General features: G+C 43.0%; 15 protein-coding genes. All 15 read right to left on the reverse strand.

Annotated features, from left to right (window positions below; all coding sequences use genetic code 11):
- On the reverse strand, positions 1–490 hold a 490-nt coding region (locus tag ACFQ88_RS35785), incomplete at its 3' end, for an EpsG family protein (protein WP_379462233.1).
- Between the two features lie 20 nt (positions 491–510).
- Positions 511–1452, reverse strand: a complete 942-nt coding sequence (locus ACFQ88_RS35790; RefSeq protein ID WP_379462235.1) for a glycosyltransferase family 2 protein — start codon at positions 1450–1452, stop codon at positions 511–513.
- 184 nt (positions 1453–1636) lie between these two features.
- Positions 1637–2950 carry a nucleotide sugar dehydrogenase gene (locus tag ACFQ88_RS35795; protein WP_379462548.1) on the reverse strand — a complete coding sequence of 438 codons (1314 nt, stop codon included), beginning with the start codon at positions 2948–2950 and terminating at the stop codon, positions 1637–1639.
- A gap of 30 nt (positions 2951–2980) precedes the next feature.
- A complete protein-coding gene (locus tag ACFQ88_RS35800) occupies positions 2981–3757 on the reverse strand; it encodes a glycosyltransferase family 2 protein (protein ID WP_379462237.1) in 777 nt (258 codons plus the stop codon).
- 10 nt (positions 3758–3767) lie between these two features.
- Positions 3768–4631 (reverse strand): NAD-dependent epimerase/dehydratase family protein, encoded by an 864-nt coding sequence (locus tag ACFQ88_RS35805; protein WP_379462239.1) that lies wholly within the window; start codon positions 4629–4631, stop codon positions 3768–3770.
- Positions 4628–5275, reverse strand: coding sequence for a sugar transferase (locus ACFQ88_RS35810; RefSeq protein ID WP_379462241.1), 648 nt, complete (start codon positions 5273–5275; stop codon positions 4628–4630). Before ACFQ88_RS35810 ends, ACFQ88_RS35805 begins: the two co-directional genes overlap by 4 nt.
- Entirely contained in the window at positions 5272–5940 is a 669-nt protein-coding gene (locus ACFQ88_RS35815; RefSeq protein WP_379462243.1) for a hypothetical protein, read from the reverse strand. Before ACFQ88_RS35815 ends, ACFQ88_RS35810 begins: the two co-directional genes overlap by 4 nt.
- Before the next feature lie 35 nt (positions 5941–5975).
- The gene (locus ACFQ88_RS35820; protein ID WP_379462245.1) at positions 5976–7796 is read right to left on the reverse strand and encodes a polysaccharide biosynthesis protein; all 1821 of its coding nucleotides are present in this window, start codon (positions 7794–7796) and stop codon (positions 5976–5978) included.
- Positions 7797–7823: 27 nt separating this feature from the next.
- A complete protein-coding gene (locus ACFQ88_RS35825) occupies positions 7824–8513 on the reverse strand; it encodes a CpsD/CapB family tyrosine-protein kinase (RefSeq protein WP_379462247.1) in 690 nt (229 codons plus the stop codon).
- Entirely contained in the window at positions 8494–9252 is a 759-nt protein-coding gene (locus ACFQ88_RS35830; protein WP_379462249.1) for a YveK family protein, read from the reverse strand. Before ACFQ88_RS35830 ends, ACFQ88_RS35825 begins: the two co-directional genes overlap by 20 nt.
- 134 nt (positions 9253–9386) lie before the next feature.
- A complete protein-coding gene (locus tag ACFQ88_RS35835; RefSeq protein ID WP_379462251.1) occupies positions 9387–11819 on the reverse strand; it encodes an S-layer homology domain-containing protein in 2433 nt (810 codons plus the stop codon).
- 209 nt (positions 11820–12028) lie between these two features.
- The gene (locus ACFQ88_RS35840; RefSeq protein WP_379462253.1) at positions 12029–12790 is read right to left on the reverse strand and encodes a tyrosine-protein phosphatase; all 762 of its coding nucleotides are present in this window, start codon (positions 12788–12790) and stop codon (positions 12029–12031) included.
- Positions 12791–13141: 351 nt separating this feature from the next.
- Entirely contained in the window at positions 13142–14455 is a 1314-nt protein-coding gene (locus tag ACFQ88_RS35845) for an FtsW/RodA/SpoVE family cell cycle protein (RefSeq protein ID WP_379462255.1), read from the reverse strand.
- Between the two features lies 1 nt (position 14456).
- Complete coding sequence (locus ACFQ88_RS35850; protein ID WP_379462257.1) at positions 14457–14789, reverse strand: PadR family transcriptional regulator; 333 nt, start codon at positions 14787–14789, stop codon at positions 14457–14459.
- A 491-nt stretch (positions 14790–15280) separates the two neighbouring features.
- Positions 15281–16645 (reverse strand): sodium-dependent transporter, encoded by a 1365-nt coding sequence (locus ACFQ88_RS35855; RefSeq protein WP_379462259.1) that lies wholly within the window; start codon positions 16643–16645, stop codon positions 15281–15283.
- Positions 16646–16913 lie beyond the last annotated feature (268 nt).

Genomic DNA, 16913 nt, shown 5'->3' on the forward strand with positions numbered 1-16913 from the left:
TATCTATATAACGTATTGCAAAAAATATTATAGCAACTGCAATACTTTGTCTCACAGCATTGAATGTTATTGGAAATATCATAATAAAATAAATGAAAAGTGTTACACCTAAAAATATTTTATCTTTATAGTACCATATCGATAAAAATGAAAATAACATTGTTATGAGAGCAGCTAAAAAAAATACAGCTTGATAATTTCCGAATAACTTATCTGCAATAATATTTAAAATTATATACCCTGGTTCTACTGAGGTATAATTAATGATATCCACGAGTTTGAAGTCAATGACTGAAAGATAATTATACATATCTATATAAGAAAAATAATCTGTACCAACATCATATCGTAATCCTAATACGAATACTGGGATTAAACATGATAAAATAAGCAGTATAGCACCTATAATACTAGATTTAGATTTTTGTGCCCATGAGATCATAATACTTGATGCTAAAAATACAAACATATAAAAAAAAGTAGATTCCAATAACAGTTCCCCTTCTTGATTTATAAATGGTTAGATATTCCTTTTTTTTCAAGTCTATTCCATGACTTAATAGATAAAAAAGAATGACACAATCCCTTGAACATATAAAAGATCTTTCTAATTTTTTTCTCTTCAAAAAACAAAACCCCTAAGAAATCATGTCCTAATCTACTTAGCATTAATACAGTAAAACCTGGAAATCTCATTCCATACCAGAATACCGTTTTCATACCATTTCTTACAATGAAGTACTTTCTCATTTCAGAATGGTGGTTAGGTTTGATCACAACACCAAGTAAAGTTTCTTTTGTCCTATTACCTATCGTATGAATAATAATGCAATCTGGATTAACTAATACTTTATATCCATTTGAAATTGCCCGGAGGCAATATTCAGTATCTACTTGGTCAATAAAGAAGTTATCCACAAACAAACCAATCTCTTTAAACAGCGATACTGGCATCATGCTCCCTGATGAAATAACAAATGAAACATCAACAGGCTCCTTGCTAGCCCCAACGCATTCTATATGTCGATATGTTGTAGACTCTAATTTAGCAAATCGTGCAAATTGATTAGTATTCTTATCATAGTAATTTGGAGCTAGTATCCCAATTTTATAATTTAGATATTTCTCATCACTGAAACATTTCATCATACTTTCTATGTAATTTTGTGGACATTCACTGTCCTGATCAAAAAAAGAAATATAGTCCACACATAATTTTTGAGCAATTTCAATACCTTTGTTTTGTGCAAGGGCTAATCCAACATTTTGGTCAAACTGACAGAATAATAATTTCTGGTGGTTAGCTTTTTTTATTTCATGAATTTCTCTACTTTCTTTTGAACCATTATCAATAATAATTACATATGCTCCCTGACTAAGTAGTTGGTATATTAATTCAACTACCACATTAGTTGGATTATACGTAACTATAACACTCGCACATTGCTTCATATACACTCCAACCTTCAAAATTTATGGTGTACCGAACCGCCTACTCTTTTCCTCTTGAATTCCTAATTCATTACATGTATGGTAGTGAAAATAGACTATACGCGGATACCTGGTATAACATTGTAACGCTGCATGCATTATTCTCAGCAAACAGTTTAGAAAATTACTTGCTAACTTCCCTTTATCAAAGGCTCCAATAATTGACTCCCCTTGATTCACATTCCTTCTTATCAAAAATACTTTTTATGTCAATCAATACTTTTCTATCATTTGCGTAAAGCTCGTCTATAACTTTAAGAGTATATTCTTTTTTAAACACTAGGTGAGAGACAGCAACAACAATTCCATTTGATGATTTTAGTTCATTGAAGTCCACTAACTCTATACCGTACTCTTCTTTAACTTCATCTTTATCCGCAATGGGATCATGAACTACTACATTGATATCGTATTCTTCTAACTCTTTAATAATATCAATAACTTTAGTATTCCTAACATCCCCACAATTCTCTTTAAATGTTATCCCTAAAATTGAAATTTTTGCTCCCTTGACTGGTTGATCTGCTTTAATTAATTGTTTAACAATATTGTTTGCTACATATTTCCCCATATCATCATTGATTTTCCTACCGGAAAGAATTATTTGGGAATGGTATCCTAGCTGTTCTGCTTTATATGTAAAGTAATAAGGATCAACACCAATACAATGCCCCCCTACTAAACCAGGTGTGAATTTCAGAAAATTCCACTTTGTACCCGCTGCTTCTAATACCGCCTTTGTATTAATATCCATTTTATTAAAAACCATTGAAAGCTCATTCATAAACGCAATATTAATATCTCTTTGAGAGTTTTCAATTACTTTAGATGCCTCTGCAACTTTAATCGACTCCGCTTTATGAACGCCTGCCTCGATTATTGAATCATATATCTCAGCTATTATTTCTAAGGTTTCTTCATCTGAACCTGAAACGACTTTTACTATTCTAGTCAATGTATTTACTTTATCACCCGGATTGATACGTTCAGGCGAATATCCAACTTTAAAATCGACTCCAAACTTCAACCCTGATTCTCGTTCTAAAGTGGGCACACATATTTCTTCGGTAGTACCCGGATAAACAGTTGATTCATAAACAACTATTGAGCCTTTTGTAAGATTTCTACCCACTATTTTACTTGCACTGACAACAGGGTTTAAATCTGGTGTTTTATCATGATTAATAGGTGTGGGAACGGCTACAATATGAATATTGCATTCTTTTAGTTTTCCTTCATCGCTTGTAAATAAACATTTTGAGTTCTTCACCGCTTCATTTCCAACTTGATCTGTTATATCTATACCATATAGGTATTTTTCAAGCTTTTTGGTATTTATATCAAAACCTACAACTTTGAACTTTTTTGCAAATTCTATCGCTAACGGCAGACCAACATACCCTAGCCCGATAACACTAAGCTTAATGTCCTCAATTAATACTTTACGACTCAAGCAAATTACCTCCAAAAAAATGTTTTTTTATAAGTACTATTTAAATCTAAATCCCCACTTTTTAAAATAAATTAGCATAGATTGAATGGTAATATATGCAAGTTTCATATTTTTATATGAACCTCTTTCCCAAGCATGAATAACTCGGGCTTCAGGGAAAAATATTGTTTTGGATATTTGATTAACTCGTCGAGTAATGTCCGCATCTTCCAAATACATAAAAAAGTTTTCGTCAAATCCTCGTAACTCAATAAATAATGAGGTGCGAAAGAACATAAAACAACCGGATGCATACTCAAGATTCATTATTTTGTCATAACCAGTATGTTTCATTACATACCAAGCCTGTCTCTTCTTAAATATTTTTGGTGATATTCTTCTTATCAACATATCTATTACTGTCGGGTTATATTTGCACAAATACTGAGTGCTTAAATCAGGATTGACTATAAGTGGAGAAAGCATACCTACTTCCAGATTATTCTCCATATAATCAAACATCTTTTTAATTTGTTCAGCACTCTCGATAACAATATCTGGATTCACCACTAAATGGTATTTAGAATTTAATAAATCTAAAACTTTATTATGCCCGCTACCAAATCCGTTGTTATTGGTCAGTTTGATAATTTTAATGTTTCCTTCAATCTTCTTTACTACTTCTAAAGTATTATCAAGAGAATTATTATCAACTATGTATAATATATAAGTTATCGTTGTTGGAATATTCTCAATAATACTTCTTACGGACTTTTCAATAATTTTTGCATTATTGTATGTTACAATAGCCAAGCTCAAGTCACTTTTAAGCATATAAAGCACCTCATGATTCTACATAAATAGACTCTTTTAAGTTGAACATACAATATGAATTATTGGAGTACATCATTTCAATTGATGTATCATAAGTCAAATTACCAAATACTTTATTAGTTAATACACTATTTCTGGCTAGCAGTTTTATAACTATTGCTAATGCTTTAGATAAATAAATCTTTCTACCTTTTGATTCAGCTATCATTTGAACCATTTCAGAAGTACTTACATAATCAGAATTTTGCGGGAAAAAGATTCCTGCCTCTTGATTATTTACTAAAAGTCTAATAAACTCACTTAAGTTATTAATATATATCATACTTCTTTGGTTGTTTACCTTAGGGAATATTGGAGTAATCAATGCTATTTTCCTAAGTATACTATAATTACCAGGGCATCTATGTCCATACACCATTGGGGGTCTTATTATTGATACTTTAAAATATTTATCTTCCAAATTAATTAATTCGTTTTCAGCTTCCAGCTTGCTGATACCATAAAATGTGTTAGGGTTAGGAATTGTATCTTTTGTAATTAGTACTTTTTCCCCAATTTTTCCCTCCACCCCATATACAGCCATACTACTCATAAATATGAATTGTTTAATGCCTTCATCCTTCGCTTTTTTTGCTATTTCTATTGTTAGATCTCTATTTACTTTGATATATATTTCTTTCATTTCAGGTAATTCTTTTTTGTGTACTAATGCAGCAACGTGACATACTACATCGTACTTTGAGAAATCTTCGTTTTTCCAATCGTCCGTTCTCACATCTATGGTATCAACAATATATTTATCAGTCCATTGACTAAGCCAACGCTGAAGACTCAGTCCCACGTAACTTTTTTTGCCTGTTATTAAAATTCTCATTTAGATAGCTCCAAATCCTGAGACCCTTCTTTTACTCCATCACTTCTTAGGACAGTAAGAATGGTTTTTAATAATACTTTTATGTCAAAAACTAAATTCATTTTTACCACATACTCCCCATCAAGCTTTGCCTTTACCGTTTCAGGTAATTCATCCCGACCATTGATCTGGGCCCATCCTGTAAGTCCAGGATATATATCATTTGCTCCATAGCGGTCTCTCTCAGCTAGCAAATCGTATTGGTTCCAAAGCGCCGGACGAGGACCAATGATACTCATATCACCTTTTAGAATATTAATGATTTGAGGCAACTCGTCTAAACTTGTTTTTCTTAAAAACTTTCCAACCTTAGTTATGTATGCTTCAGGATCTTTTAACAAATGTGTTGGCATTTCTTTAGGGGTATCTGTCCTCATCGTTCTGAACTTTAAGATAAGAAATTCCCTTTTATTTTTACCTATTCGCCTCTGCTTAAATAGAACTGGTCCCTTTGAATCTATTTTTATCAGTACTGCAATCAATACAAAGAGCGGCCAGAAAAAAACTAATGCTAAAAACGATAGGACAACATCAAGTATACGTTTAACTATAGGATACATTCCCCAAAGACCACCCTTTCGTACAAATTCCAATGTAATCTTCATTCCTTCTGAGACTCCTTATAACTCTTCCCCTGACTCAACCCATATTTAGCAGCTATAGCAATAAGCTGGTTGTATTCATCCTCTGTTAGCCTCTTTAAAATGATCTTCTTCGCTTCTTTCTTCTCCTCTACGGATAGCCCATTGCTGCTCATCTTTATAAAGAGCTGAAGCTCTTCGGAACTAAGCTTACTGATCAACATCGTGAGGATTTGAGCTTTTTCTCTCGTTGTGATGGACTGTTCTACTTGCTTGGCTTTCTCTTGGGAAATTTCAGCGCTATACTTCACTTCTTGTGCTGCAGTTGATTCTTGCTTCTCGGTATTCTGAGACGGCTTACTATCTTGTTGTCGCTCATTCTTAGTAGAAGACTCTTTCGAACCGCTAGTCTTCTCAAGCTCAACGAGCCCGCCCCCATGATCTGCTTGGCCAGAGGATGAGGATGAGCTTGAGTTCGAAGTGTTCCTATGATTTTGTTGTTCAGTTGCACTCGTTTGAGCCTTGGTATCGTCTGCAGCAGAGACTTGTTTCTCACTGCTCATTTCAACCACGAGCTCACTATTGCCGATATTCTTCAATACATAACTAATAGCATAATTGGAGACCAAGTAACCGCCGACAACGAGAATGACAACAAGAGAAATAACAATATACAGTACCTTCTTCATTATTATCACCCATCCTGTCCATTGGTCTTGGTAGCCTAAGATACGTTTAAGAATGTAGGGACGATATGCTTCAATTCATCTGTCAGTTTGACCCGGTCTCCGAGAAGCGCCTTCTCCAGCTCTTTAATTTCAAGCTCCAATTGCACTTTGTTAATCGTAACCGGCTTGCCGATAAAGATTCGATCATGCTTGGTCGAGGTTATACCCTCTTCGTCCGTAAGCAGCTCTTCATACAGCTTCTCGCCCGGGCGAATTCCGGTGAACTCGATATGGATATCCTCGTACGGTACAAACCCCGACAAACGGATCAAGTCCTCCGCCAAATGAACGATTCGCACCGGCTCACCCATATCCAGGATGAAGATCTCGCCGCCTTGGGCGAAGGCTCCGGCTTGGATGACCAGTTGAACGGCCTCCGGAATGGTCATAAAATAACGGATCATTTCCTTATCGGTAACCGTGACCGGACCGCCTCTAGCAATCTGTTCCTTGAAGTAGGGAATGACGCTCCCCCGGCTTCCCAGTACGTTACCGAATCGCACGGCTACGAACTTGGTTCGACTTGTTTTATCCAGCGATTGAATGATCATCTCGGCAATCCGTTTGGTCGTCCCCATAATGCTGGTCGGATTGACCGCCTTGTCCGAAGAAATTAAAACGAATCGCTCACAGCTGTAGCAATCCGCCGCTTCAGCCACGTTCTTCGTGCCGAATACATTATTTTTCACTGCTTCCGCAGGATTGCGTTCCATCAGAGGAACGTGCTTATGAGCTGCCGCATGGAACACCACCTCAGGACGGTATTTGGCGAATACTTCGTTAATGCGCTCCCGATCCTGAATGTCGGCAATGATCGTTTCTATATGAAGATCAGGAAAACTCCTTCTCATTTCCATCTCGATCAAGTAAATGCTGTTCTCGCCGTGCCCCAGCAGCACCAGCTGTTTGGGATGGAACGGAGCGATCTGTCTGCAAAGCTCGGAGCCTATAGAGCCGCCGGCACCTGTAACCAGAATCGTTTTGCGCTCCACATAGTTCGCTATTCCTTCCAAATCGACGCAGATCGGATCTCTGCCGAGCAGGTCTTCCACTTCAACATCGCGGATTTCCTTCACGGTCACAGAGCCATCTATTAGAGAATTAATACTGGGAATAATCTTCATCTTAGCCTTGGTTTGCTTGCATAGTTCGATAATGTCCGATGTCCCTCTGCGGTTCAGCGATGGAATGGCAATGATAATCTCGTCAATATCCATTCGTTCCACCACATCAACGATATCGTACCGCGAGCCTACTACAGGGAGATCGAATATATGCTGATTTCTCTTGTTGATATCGTCATCAATGAAAGCGACGGGATACAGTTCCGCATCCGGAGTGCTGATCATTTCTTTGGCAATAAGAACACCGCAATCTCCTGCACCTATAATCAGCGCCTTCTTGTGAAGATTCAACGGCTTGTTCAACCGGTCTCTTACGACGCGCCATGTAAACCGGGATCCGCCGATAAGCAGAAGCATTGTTTCGTAATTGCGGAGCAAAATGGAGTAAGGCACTCTGTGAAACGTCAGAGCATGCACAGCCAAATAGGACAGTACCACCCCGATGGTAACGGCCTTGAATATGGCCACCATCTCACCTACGCTGGCATACTGCCAAACGCGGTTATACAGCTTGAAAAATCCCATAACGAAGATGCAAATTACAGTGGATAAAACAAGGTACAATATCGCTTGACGCATGGAGGTAGGGGGGATCTGCCCGTCAAAACGAATATAATATGAAGTGAAAATACTTACCCAGATGATAAGTACATCAATAAAGATCATAAGCGATATTCGCTTCTCCTGGCCCATGTTCATCCCCCGTTATTGTTTCTCTCTTTATTCCTTGGTGCCGTAATAATAGTAATAGTAAGATTCCGAGCTTTTGCGGTTCATGTTGTTGAGTACTACGCCCAGTATTCTGGCCTTTACATAATCCAGATTCGCTTTGGCTTTCATCGCCATCTCGCGTTTGACCTTGCCGGAGTCGATGACCAGGATGACGCCATCGCACTTCGAGGCCACGATCTGTGCATCCGTAACAGCCAACGCCGGTGGAGTATCGATCAGAATAATATCGAATTGGTCCTTCAAATCCTCCAGCAAAGCGCCCATTCTCCTGGAAGCCAGCATTTCGGAAGGATTCGGCGGAATAGGACCGGAGGTAATGATGGACAAATTCGGGACCTTCGTCTCCCTGATGACTTCAGCCAGCATCCCTCTGTTGGAAAGAGCATTGGTCAGCCCGAAACGGTTCGTCAAGTTGAATGTGTGGTGCATCGTTGGTTTACGCAGATCGGCATCAATAAGAACGACGCTCTTATCCGATTGAGCATAGGCGACAGCCAAATTCGTAATGGTCGTCGATTTCCCTTCTCCAGGACCTGCCGATGTAACCATAATCGTACGGATTTCTTCATCGATCGCAGAAAACTGGATATTCGTTCTGAGCGAGCGATACGCTTCAGAAATCGGAGACTTAGGATTGTCGTGCGTTATGATTGGCCGACTATTGGTTGACGGTAACACGGGTCGTCTCACCTGCCTGTCGTTGCTGGGATGTTGAAGATTTATGATTGATCATATCCTCGGCCTCGATACGTGCGATCATCGCGAGTGTCGGCAGCTCCAGGAATTGCTTGACGTCCTCTTCCGACTTGATAGAGTCATCGAGATATTCCATCAAGAAGGACAAGCCTACCGATACCATCAAGGAAACGACGAAGGCAATCGCTATGTTAAGCTTTGGATTCGGCTTCACCGGGACCGGTGTAGCGTCCGCTTGCGCTTCATTCAGAAGCGATACGTTATCCACTTTCATAATGGACGGAATTTCCCGTTGAAACACTTTCGATACGGCGTTAACAATATTGGCCGCTTTGTCGTAAGAGCCGTCTTGCACTACAACGGTCATGACCTGCGTATTGTTGACCGAGCTTACTTTGATTTTCTTGATCAGCTCTTCCGACGATAGGTTGAACTCGGGGTATTCCTTGACTACTTTGTCCATAATACGCGGAGTCTTGATAACCTCTTTGTACGTATCGATCAAACGGATGTTCAAGTTGATGGAGTTAATATCCACCTGCTCCAAGCCAGGGCGCTCATTTGACTTGTTAACGATAAGCTTGGTTGACGCTTCATACACAGGCTTAATAAAAAAGTAACTGGCTACACCAGTTGCTATCGTACAGACTAACACTATTGCAATGATTATCCAGATCCTCTTCTTGATGATCTTAATATAATCTTTCAGATCCAGCTCCATTATTGACCTCCATTCGTCACAAAACAGCGAGCATCAACAAATCTCTTGTTGAATCGGCATTTTTTGCACTAACGCGAAAAAAGAAACTGTAAACCTCCCCGCAAACAAGAGGAGGTTTACAATATGTTCAATGCTTACTTATTCAACAGACGATAGATGACTACTGCCGCTTGTGCACGAGTAGAGTCGGCATTCGGATTGAATTTGTTGCCTTCTTCACCCACGATAATGCCTTGTCCTACAGAGAGGGCTACACCTGCTTTGAGCGAATCGTGAATCGATTTCGCATCTTCGAAGTTTTTCAACAAGCTGTCTGCATCCGCAGATGCTTTCACACCGTTCACGGATTGCAGCGCTCTTGCTGCGATAGTCGCCATTTCCGCACGCGTGATTTTGCCGTTCGGATCGAACTTGCCTGCTTCGCGACCGTTAACCAGACCGCTCTTCACGGCAGCTGCTACATACGGCTTGAACCAGTCATTATCGCTTACGTCATTGAAGTTTTCCGTAGCGGAAGCATCTTCAAGTCCGAACGTTTTGACGATCATTTTGGCAAATTCCGCACGAGTTACGGTTCCATTAGGAACGAACTCTTTATCTCCACGGCCTTCCAAAATGCCTTTGGCTGCCGCTACTTCGATTTGACGGCCTGCCCAAGATTTAACGGATGCCGTATCGCTGAACACTACGTTATTCTCTACTACGGTATACATCGAGAAGGAATTTCTCTTAGCAAGAACCTGCTTGTCCTTCGCGTTGTATTTGCCGCCGAAGAATTCCAGTTTGCCGTCTACGATCTTAGCCAATACGAGCTTCTCCGCATCGAACTTGGAAGGATCGTTAACCCCCAAGCGCAGCTCCACCGGATTGGTGAAGTTCGTTACCTTCGCGCCGTTGGATGTAAATTCAAATTCGTATACGCCGGATGCAACCGGAAGCTGAGTCACGCTCGTTGCTGCAGTCGCATCTTGCTTGGTAATAGACAAGGACGTATCTGCACCGAAGGTTCTAGGATCAACTGCAATAGCAACCCCAGACAAGGCTACCGCCACTTTATCGATACCGTTGTCTTTAGCGGCGTTTAGCAGCTCTTTAGACAATGGAACTTCAAGCGATTTGGCCGTTACTGCGCCAAAGTTCAACGTCAGCTCCACTTTTGGTGCTGTTGCCGCAGGGTCCAGCTCCTTCAAAGCGTCGATCAACTTTTTGCTCTCTGCAGCAATATCTTTAATTTGTTGAACCAGCTTGGCTGTGTCGAGCTTCACCGTACCTTTATCACCGTTTACAGTAACAAAGGATGCAGCGTCGATGTTCGTAATTTTGGCAATAGCTTCAGCCACTGCCGCTTGAGCTTTCTCCAATAGCTGTTGTTTCTGCTCGGCGGTTGCATTTTGCAGCTGCTTCTTCAAATCGTTGATAACCGATTGCGCTTCGGAAACAGTCTGTCCTGTAGTTCCAGGATTCGTTACAACAGCACCGCCGCCGCCTCCACCACCGCCTCCATTGCTTCTGCGAGTGAAGCTCATGGATACGTCTTCTTTTACCAACACTTTACCGTCCAGATTAGTTCCTGGAGCAACCAGCTTACCTTCGATTGTCGTGCTCACGGTTCCGGTGCCATTGAAGTACAATACAATGCTTCCAGCTTCCTTTTGCACCGAAATACTGGAGTTGGAAGAAGTCCAGTTAATAGAAGCGCCTGGCAATGCTTTGCCCAGAACGGTGAATTGATATTTCTGATACTGCGAGTTCGTAGTATAGTCATTGGTTCTTGCAAACGTCTCGTTAGCATCTGCACGCATCAGTGCAAGAGCGATATACTCAGATGCTTCACGGGACGGATCCGCTGCAGCGATCGTTTTATGAGCTACAGCCGAAACGGCTTCCGATGTAATTTCCAGGTTTTTAAATACGACGCTGAAGTCGAGGCCCTTATTGTCCAGTACTTTTTGAGCCGCATCTTTAATGACTTGTTTGATAGCATCCTTATTCGTCGAAAGAACTACCAAGTCCTCACTAGCAAGTCTGTCCTTCAAAGCCGCTTCGGCAGCGACTGCAAAATCTACGGCATCCTGAACTTCCAAAGTTACTTTGGCTCCGCTCAGCTTCGCCAACTGATCAATTACCGGCTTCAAATCTTTTTGTACAAGCAGATCGCTCAATTTGCTTCCGCTTTTAATTTCTTCCGCATTAAAGAACAAGCCCAATGTGGTGAACAGCTTCAAAATATTTTCATCCGTCAGCTGGTCATAATCCTCGGAACCGTCAATTTTCTTATCCAAAATAGCCGTAATTTCGCTTACGAGAGCAACATCCGTCAATCCATACAGGGCGCTGCGGGCATTACTCACGGCGTCCTTTTCATACTGGGACCACAAATTGCTGGAAACCTGATTCAACTCTTTAATAATCGTATCTGTACCAGGAGCTGCCGCTGCTTGAGCGATGCCAGCTTGAATGCCTAATTTCTCGAATAGTCCTTTCGTGCTGACAGGAAGTCCCGCCAATGTGCTGAACACCATACTTGCCGCGACTGTAGATACAGCCAGCTTCTTCTTCATTGCCATCATTAATTCACCTCAGAGTCATAGTAAGTTAGTGCGATTATAGGTCTTTATACCCAAATTGTCCTTAATAGCAAAAAATAAACAGAATCGTTAGACCTGTTTATATTGAGAACTTCACACACATATAGAAAAATAATCCAGTACATAGTACCATGGTCTTATCTACGGTGTCAATACATTTATGTCATATGCATACCACAGCCGAAGGACTACCAAAACCTCCACCAAGCCCGCTTCCGCCAGTTCGGCTGAGGAACGGAAATGTCCTCATTGGCAATGAGCCTGGCTGCATTAGCTTGGTAATACCTAACCTGTTGATCCCCCAAAGTATTCCCAATAAAAGCATAAGCTTGCCGCAGCCCGAAAGCGCGATGGCTCATATTATGAGCGTCGGAAGATACGAAATGTACCAGATGCTGCTTGCACATGTCCAAAGACAGCTTTTGGATCGATTTGCCGAATAAGCCGTTCAGCGAATGGGTCGTCACTTGAGACAAGGCGCCTTGCTGAATAATCCGTTGCAGCTTCATCGGATCCTGCGCGATTTCCATATTTCTTTCAGGATGAGCAATGACAGGGACTAGTCCCATCACACGCAGCTCATGGAATAGCTCGTCCGTCTGCTTGGGGATTTCCCGTGACGGAAATTCAATCAATATATAGCGCGAAGAGTGGAGCGTTCTCGCCACTTGCTGATGAAGATCTTCCGGCAGATCGCTGTACAAGCGAATCTCCTGACCCGGCAGGATCGTCAGCGGAATGTTCTGCTGCTCCAATACCCGGTTCACTTCTCGAACGGACCGCTCAACTTTTTCCATAGGATTGTCATACTTGCCGTTCGCGTGATGCGGGGTAGCAATGAGTGTGTGTATCCCCTCCTCAACAGCAGCCTGCGCCATGAGAACCGTTTCCTCCATATCCTCCGCCCCGTCATCAACCCCCGGAAGAATGTGCGAGTGAATATCAATCATATGTATCTCAGATTCCTTCCATCTCTTGTTAAGCCTGGTCATGCTGTAAGTAAGAACGAGTAAGAAAATGGATCGTTTTCAAGTGTTGGTGTTATGTAGTGCATTGGCTGCAATGCGTTAGAGCGAGAAAACACCAGGCTGCTAATGTCCTATTTTCTTGTCACCACTATACATATCGGAAACCAGTACGATTAAGTTAATATGAATTTCATCAAAAAATCTTTATAATTGCTTCATTTTGTCCATTTTTGTTAAGATTTTCGGAAAATCGTGTCGAATCGTGAAAAAAAGACCGGCTTCGGCCTGCAGCCTATGGCGCACAGACGTATCACCCGTCTTTTCCGGTTTTACTTACAAACGTACTCTTATCATATCCTTACGCCGGTAAATGCTGAACATTATGCCGACGGCTGCGAGCTCCGCAAGCAAATGGCTGCCGCCGTAGCTTACGAACGGGGTCGTTATCCCTCCTAATATCGGCAGGATACCTACCGACATGCCCAGACTCCATATAAACTGAAACGCGAACATTCCCGCCAGACCGCTTATGAGCATTTTGCCGTAACGGTCTCTTACTTCGAGCCCCATTTGAATGAGCTGAACTACAAATAAAACGAAACAAGTTGCGATGACAGCGCCGGCGATCCATCCTAAGCTATAGATCAAATAGGTAAAAATCGTATCCGTATGAATTTCCGGAAGCCGTGCGTTCACGGACGCCCAGCCATGCCCCCACCACCCGGCGGAACGAACCGCTTGGTCGATTTGCACATACATATAGCCCGCCCCGAGCGGATCTTCATATCGCTGGAAGAACGCAGCAAGCCGCATTTGACCATAGCGGGAGCTGAACATCATCAGCGCGGCAGGCAGCAACAGCACCAGCGGCTGCAGCAGCACCGCTTTCCAGCTTTTCCGTGCCGAGTACAACAGCAGAAGGTAGGCAGCCATATACAAGAGCATTGCAGAGATAGAAGGAGCCATACCGTACAGTAACACAGGCACCACGACAAAGAAGCCTGTCTGCACCAAGCCCGATCGGCGGCTGGAATCCATACCGTGAAGAATGCCCGCCGCCGAGATGATGAATAGAAACGGGCTGACGTTCATCCAATCTATAGTAACGGCACCGAAAGACAGATAGCTTTTCATTCCGTTGACTTGACGGCCGAACAAAAGCACACCTGCGGATACAGCTACCGTTCCCCAATAGAGCAGCCATGAGGAGTGCAGCAATTTGCGGTAATCGAAAATAATTAGTGCACCCATAACCATAAGACTGGCTGCTGTAAACACGGCTTTATGAAGCAACCAATCATTCTGCGCAAGCCTATGCTGCGGCATCGCCGCATAGCTCAGTTCGACGGCATACATAGCTACCAGCGATATGACCAGCAGGACTGCTACCCAGGCGACAAGCCCCCATGGAATACGCGGCTTGTGAACCCGGTTCAAACCTGAACCTACGGCATCGGCATCGCCCATCTGCTCCACAGCCCAGCGTGCGGCTGCATCCTCGTCCCAGCCCTCCTCCCGCTTCATATCCAGCAGCTCGTCGAGATGGCTCTCCATCTCCTGCTTGATCTCCTTATGAAGTTCCCTTGCCTTCACCCTCGAGCATACGTGAGCCAAGTAATCGTCGATTAACGGATGCCTGTCCTTCATGTCAAGCTTGTCCCTCCCCCAGCACGCGGTCCACCGCGTTTCGAAATAACCGCCATTCCTGCAGCTTGTCCTGCAGATGCTTTTTGCCGCTGTCCGTAAGCCGGTAATATTTGCGCTTCCGTCCTTCCGCCTCGCGCCAATACGCCTCGACCCACTGCTCCGCTTCCATTCCGTGCAGGATCGGGTACAGCGTCCCTTCCTTAAGTGAAAAGGTCCCGTCAGAGCATCTCTCCAGCTCCTTAATCAGCTCGTAGCCGTATTGATCGCGCTTCTCCAGCAAAGTAAGAATCATTGTGCCCGTGCTTCCCTTCAACAGCTCTTTGTTGACACTCACCGCAGTATCACCTCCTGATTTCCTAATGAAGTTTGATTGGATCTATTACCTATTAAATCTATGCATCGTATATCTATGTATATACTAGCACAATGCTTTCTCTTTTGTAAATCTCTTGCAAAACAAAACATCCATACAAATAAATGCTCAGCAATCTTCTACAGAAGAGTGTTTCAATACCAGAACAATAATGAAGATATCGGCATGGGAAAGACTGCAAAGTGAATGAGAAAAACGTCTATCGACGTCCTTTCACAGAGGAGCGACCGCGTTAAGAGGTTGTTTTTATCGCCAAATAGAATTTTTACATCCGATGACCTCGGAATCATATAAATTCTATTGTGGTAAAGAAAAGCAAGCCCTAACACGCTCCGATTTCCTCCTGTTCCAGCAGCGAACCGCTCAAATCACGGACAAAGCTGTATGCCGCTTTACAGAAAAAATTCGTTCATGTCATAGGCTTGCTCCATTGCAGGTCAACAATCCCCGTCTTATTCGAAACCGATCACTCCAGCGCTATAGAGGAAAATGAGCACAACGAGCACCGGGGCGATATACCGCATAACAAACATCCAGATCCGGAACCAGAACGAGCTAAGTCCCGCTTCTTCACCGGCCTTTTTCCATACATATCCCACAAACAAGGTGACAATGAGACCGCACATCGGAAGTAAAATATTCGAGCAGACGAAGTCTACAAAATCCAGCAGCGGCTTACCCGCAATCGTATAGCCGCCCAATATGCCGCCTACCGACAAAGCGGACGGAATCCCTATAAGGCAGCAAGCCGTAGTGGTAAATATCGTTGCCTTTTTCCGGGTCCATTTCCATGTATCCATAACAAAAGCTACCGGTACTTCCAAGAGCGATACCGCGGAGGTTAACGCCGCAATGGCCAACAAAATAAAGAACAGTCCGCCGAAAAAGCTTCCGAGCGGCATCGCGGAAAACGCAGCCGGCAGCGCCATGAACACAAGCCCCGGTCCTTGTCCAGGCTCGATGCCGAAAGCAAACGAGGTCGGGAATACGATAAGCCCCGCGATCAGAGCGTAGATCAAGTCGCCTCCGCCTACCGCTAGGGATGCCGCGCCAAGCGATTGCTGCCGTTCAACATAACGTCCGTACGTAACCATCGTTCCCATCCCGAGGGATAGCGAGAAGAAAGCATGACCCAAAGCGACAAGGACCGACTCCGTCGACAGCTTCGAGAAATCCGGTCTCAGAAAGAAATCGACACCGGCCATCGCTCCCGGCAGCGTCAAAGCCCGTACCATAAGGATGACAAGCAATGCGAGAAGTCCTGGAATCAAAATTTTGTTAAATTTCTCGATTCCTCCGGATATTCCTTTGGCTACTACCCAGCCTGTCAAGAACATGACGACGATTTGCCAAACTACGGGGAGGTTGCTCGCTGCAAATGAATTGAAGTGCTCCGTAAAATCGGAGCTCTCATACAATACGTTGGAAAACGAGATGACCGCATAATGAATTGTCCATCCGGCAATTACCGAATAAAAGGACAAGATCAAAAACGGGACCACAATGGAGATGAACCCCAGCACGCCCCAGGTTTTCGAGTTGGACAACCGGAAGAAGGAGGATGCCGGATTGCCTCTTCCCCCGCGGCCGATGGACAGCTCGGCCAACAATACGGGAAGGCCGACGATCAATAAGCAAACGATGAACAGCATGAAAAACGCCGCACCGCCGTATTTTCCGGTAATATAAGGAAATTTCCACATATTCCCCAAACCAACAGCACTGCCTATGGCAGTCAAAATAAAACCTGTGGAGCTGAACCGTTCCGCTTTGGAGTGACCTTTGCCGGAGTTGTCTCCTGATGTATGATTCTGCATGGCTATCTCCTTACACCGTCCTAACCTATGGTCAATAAATTCCTGCTGTATCGTATAACATTTGGCTAAGAATGTCCATGTCGAATTTTGTAAACACGGCCAATATCACGCAGCTCTGGCGCCTCATGAGAGGCATTCGCTTTATTTTTTGACAATACAGACAGAATCATTCCAATGATGAAGGCGGCTTTTTCCACAAGGACTTCGGACTTCCTCCATATGGAAAAGAAAAATCGTATATCGCCGCGCCGTAGGCGAGCCATGTTGA

The organism is Paenibacillus sp. NPDC056579, from assembly GCF_042793215.1.
Lineage (GTDB): Bacteria > Bacillota > Bacilli > Paenibacillales > NBRC-103111 > Paenibacillus_S.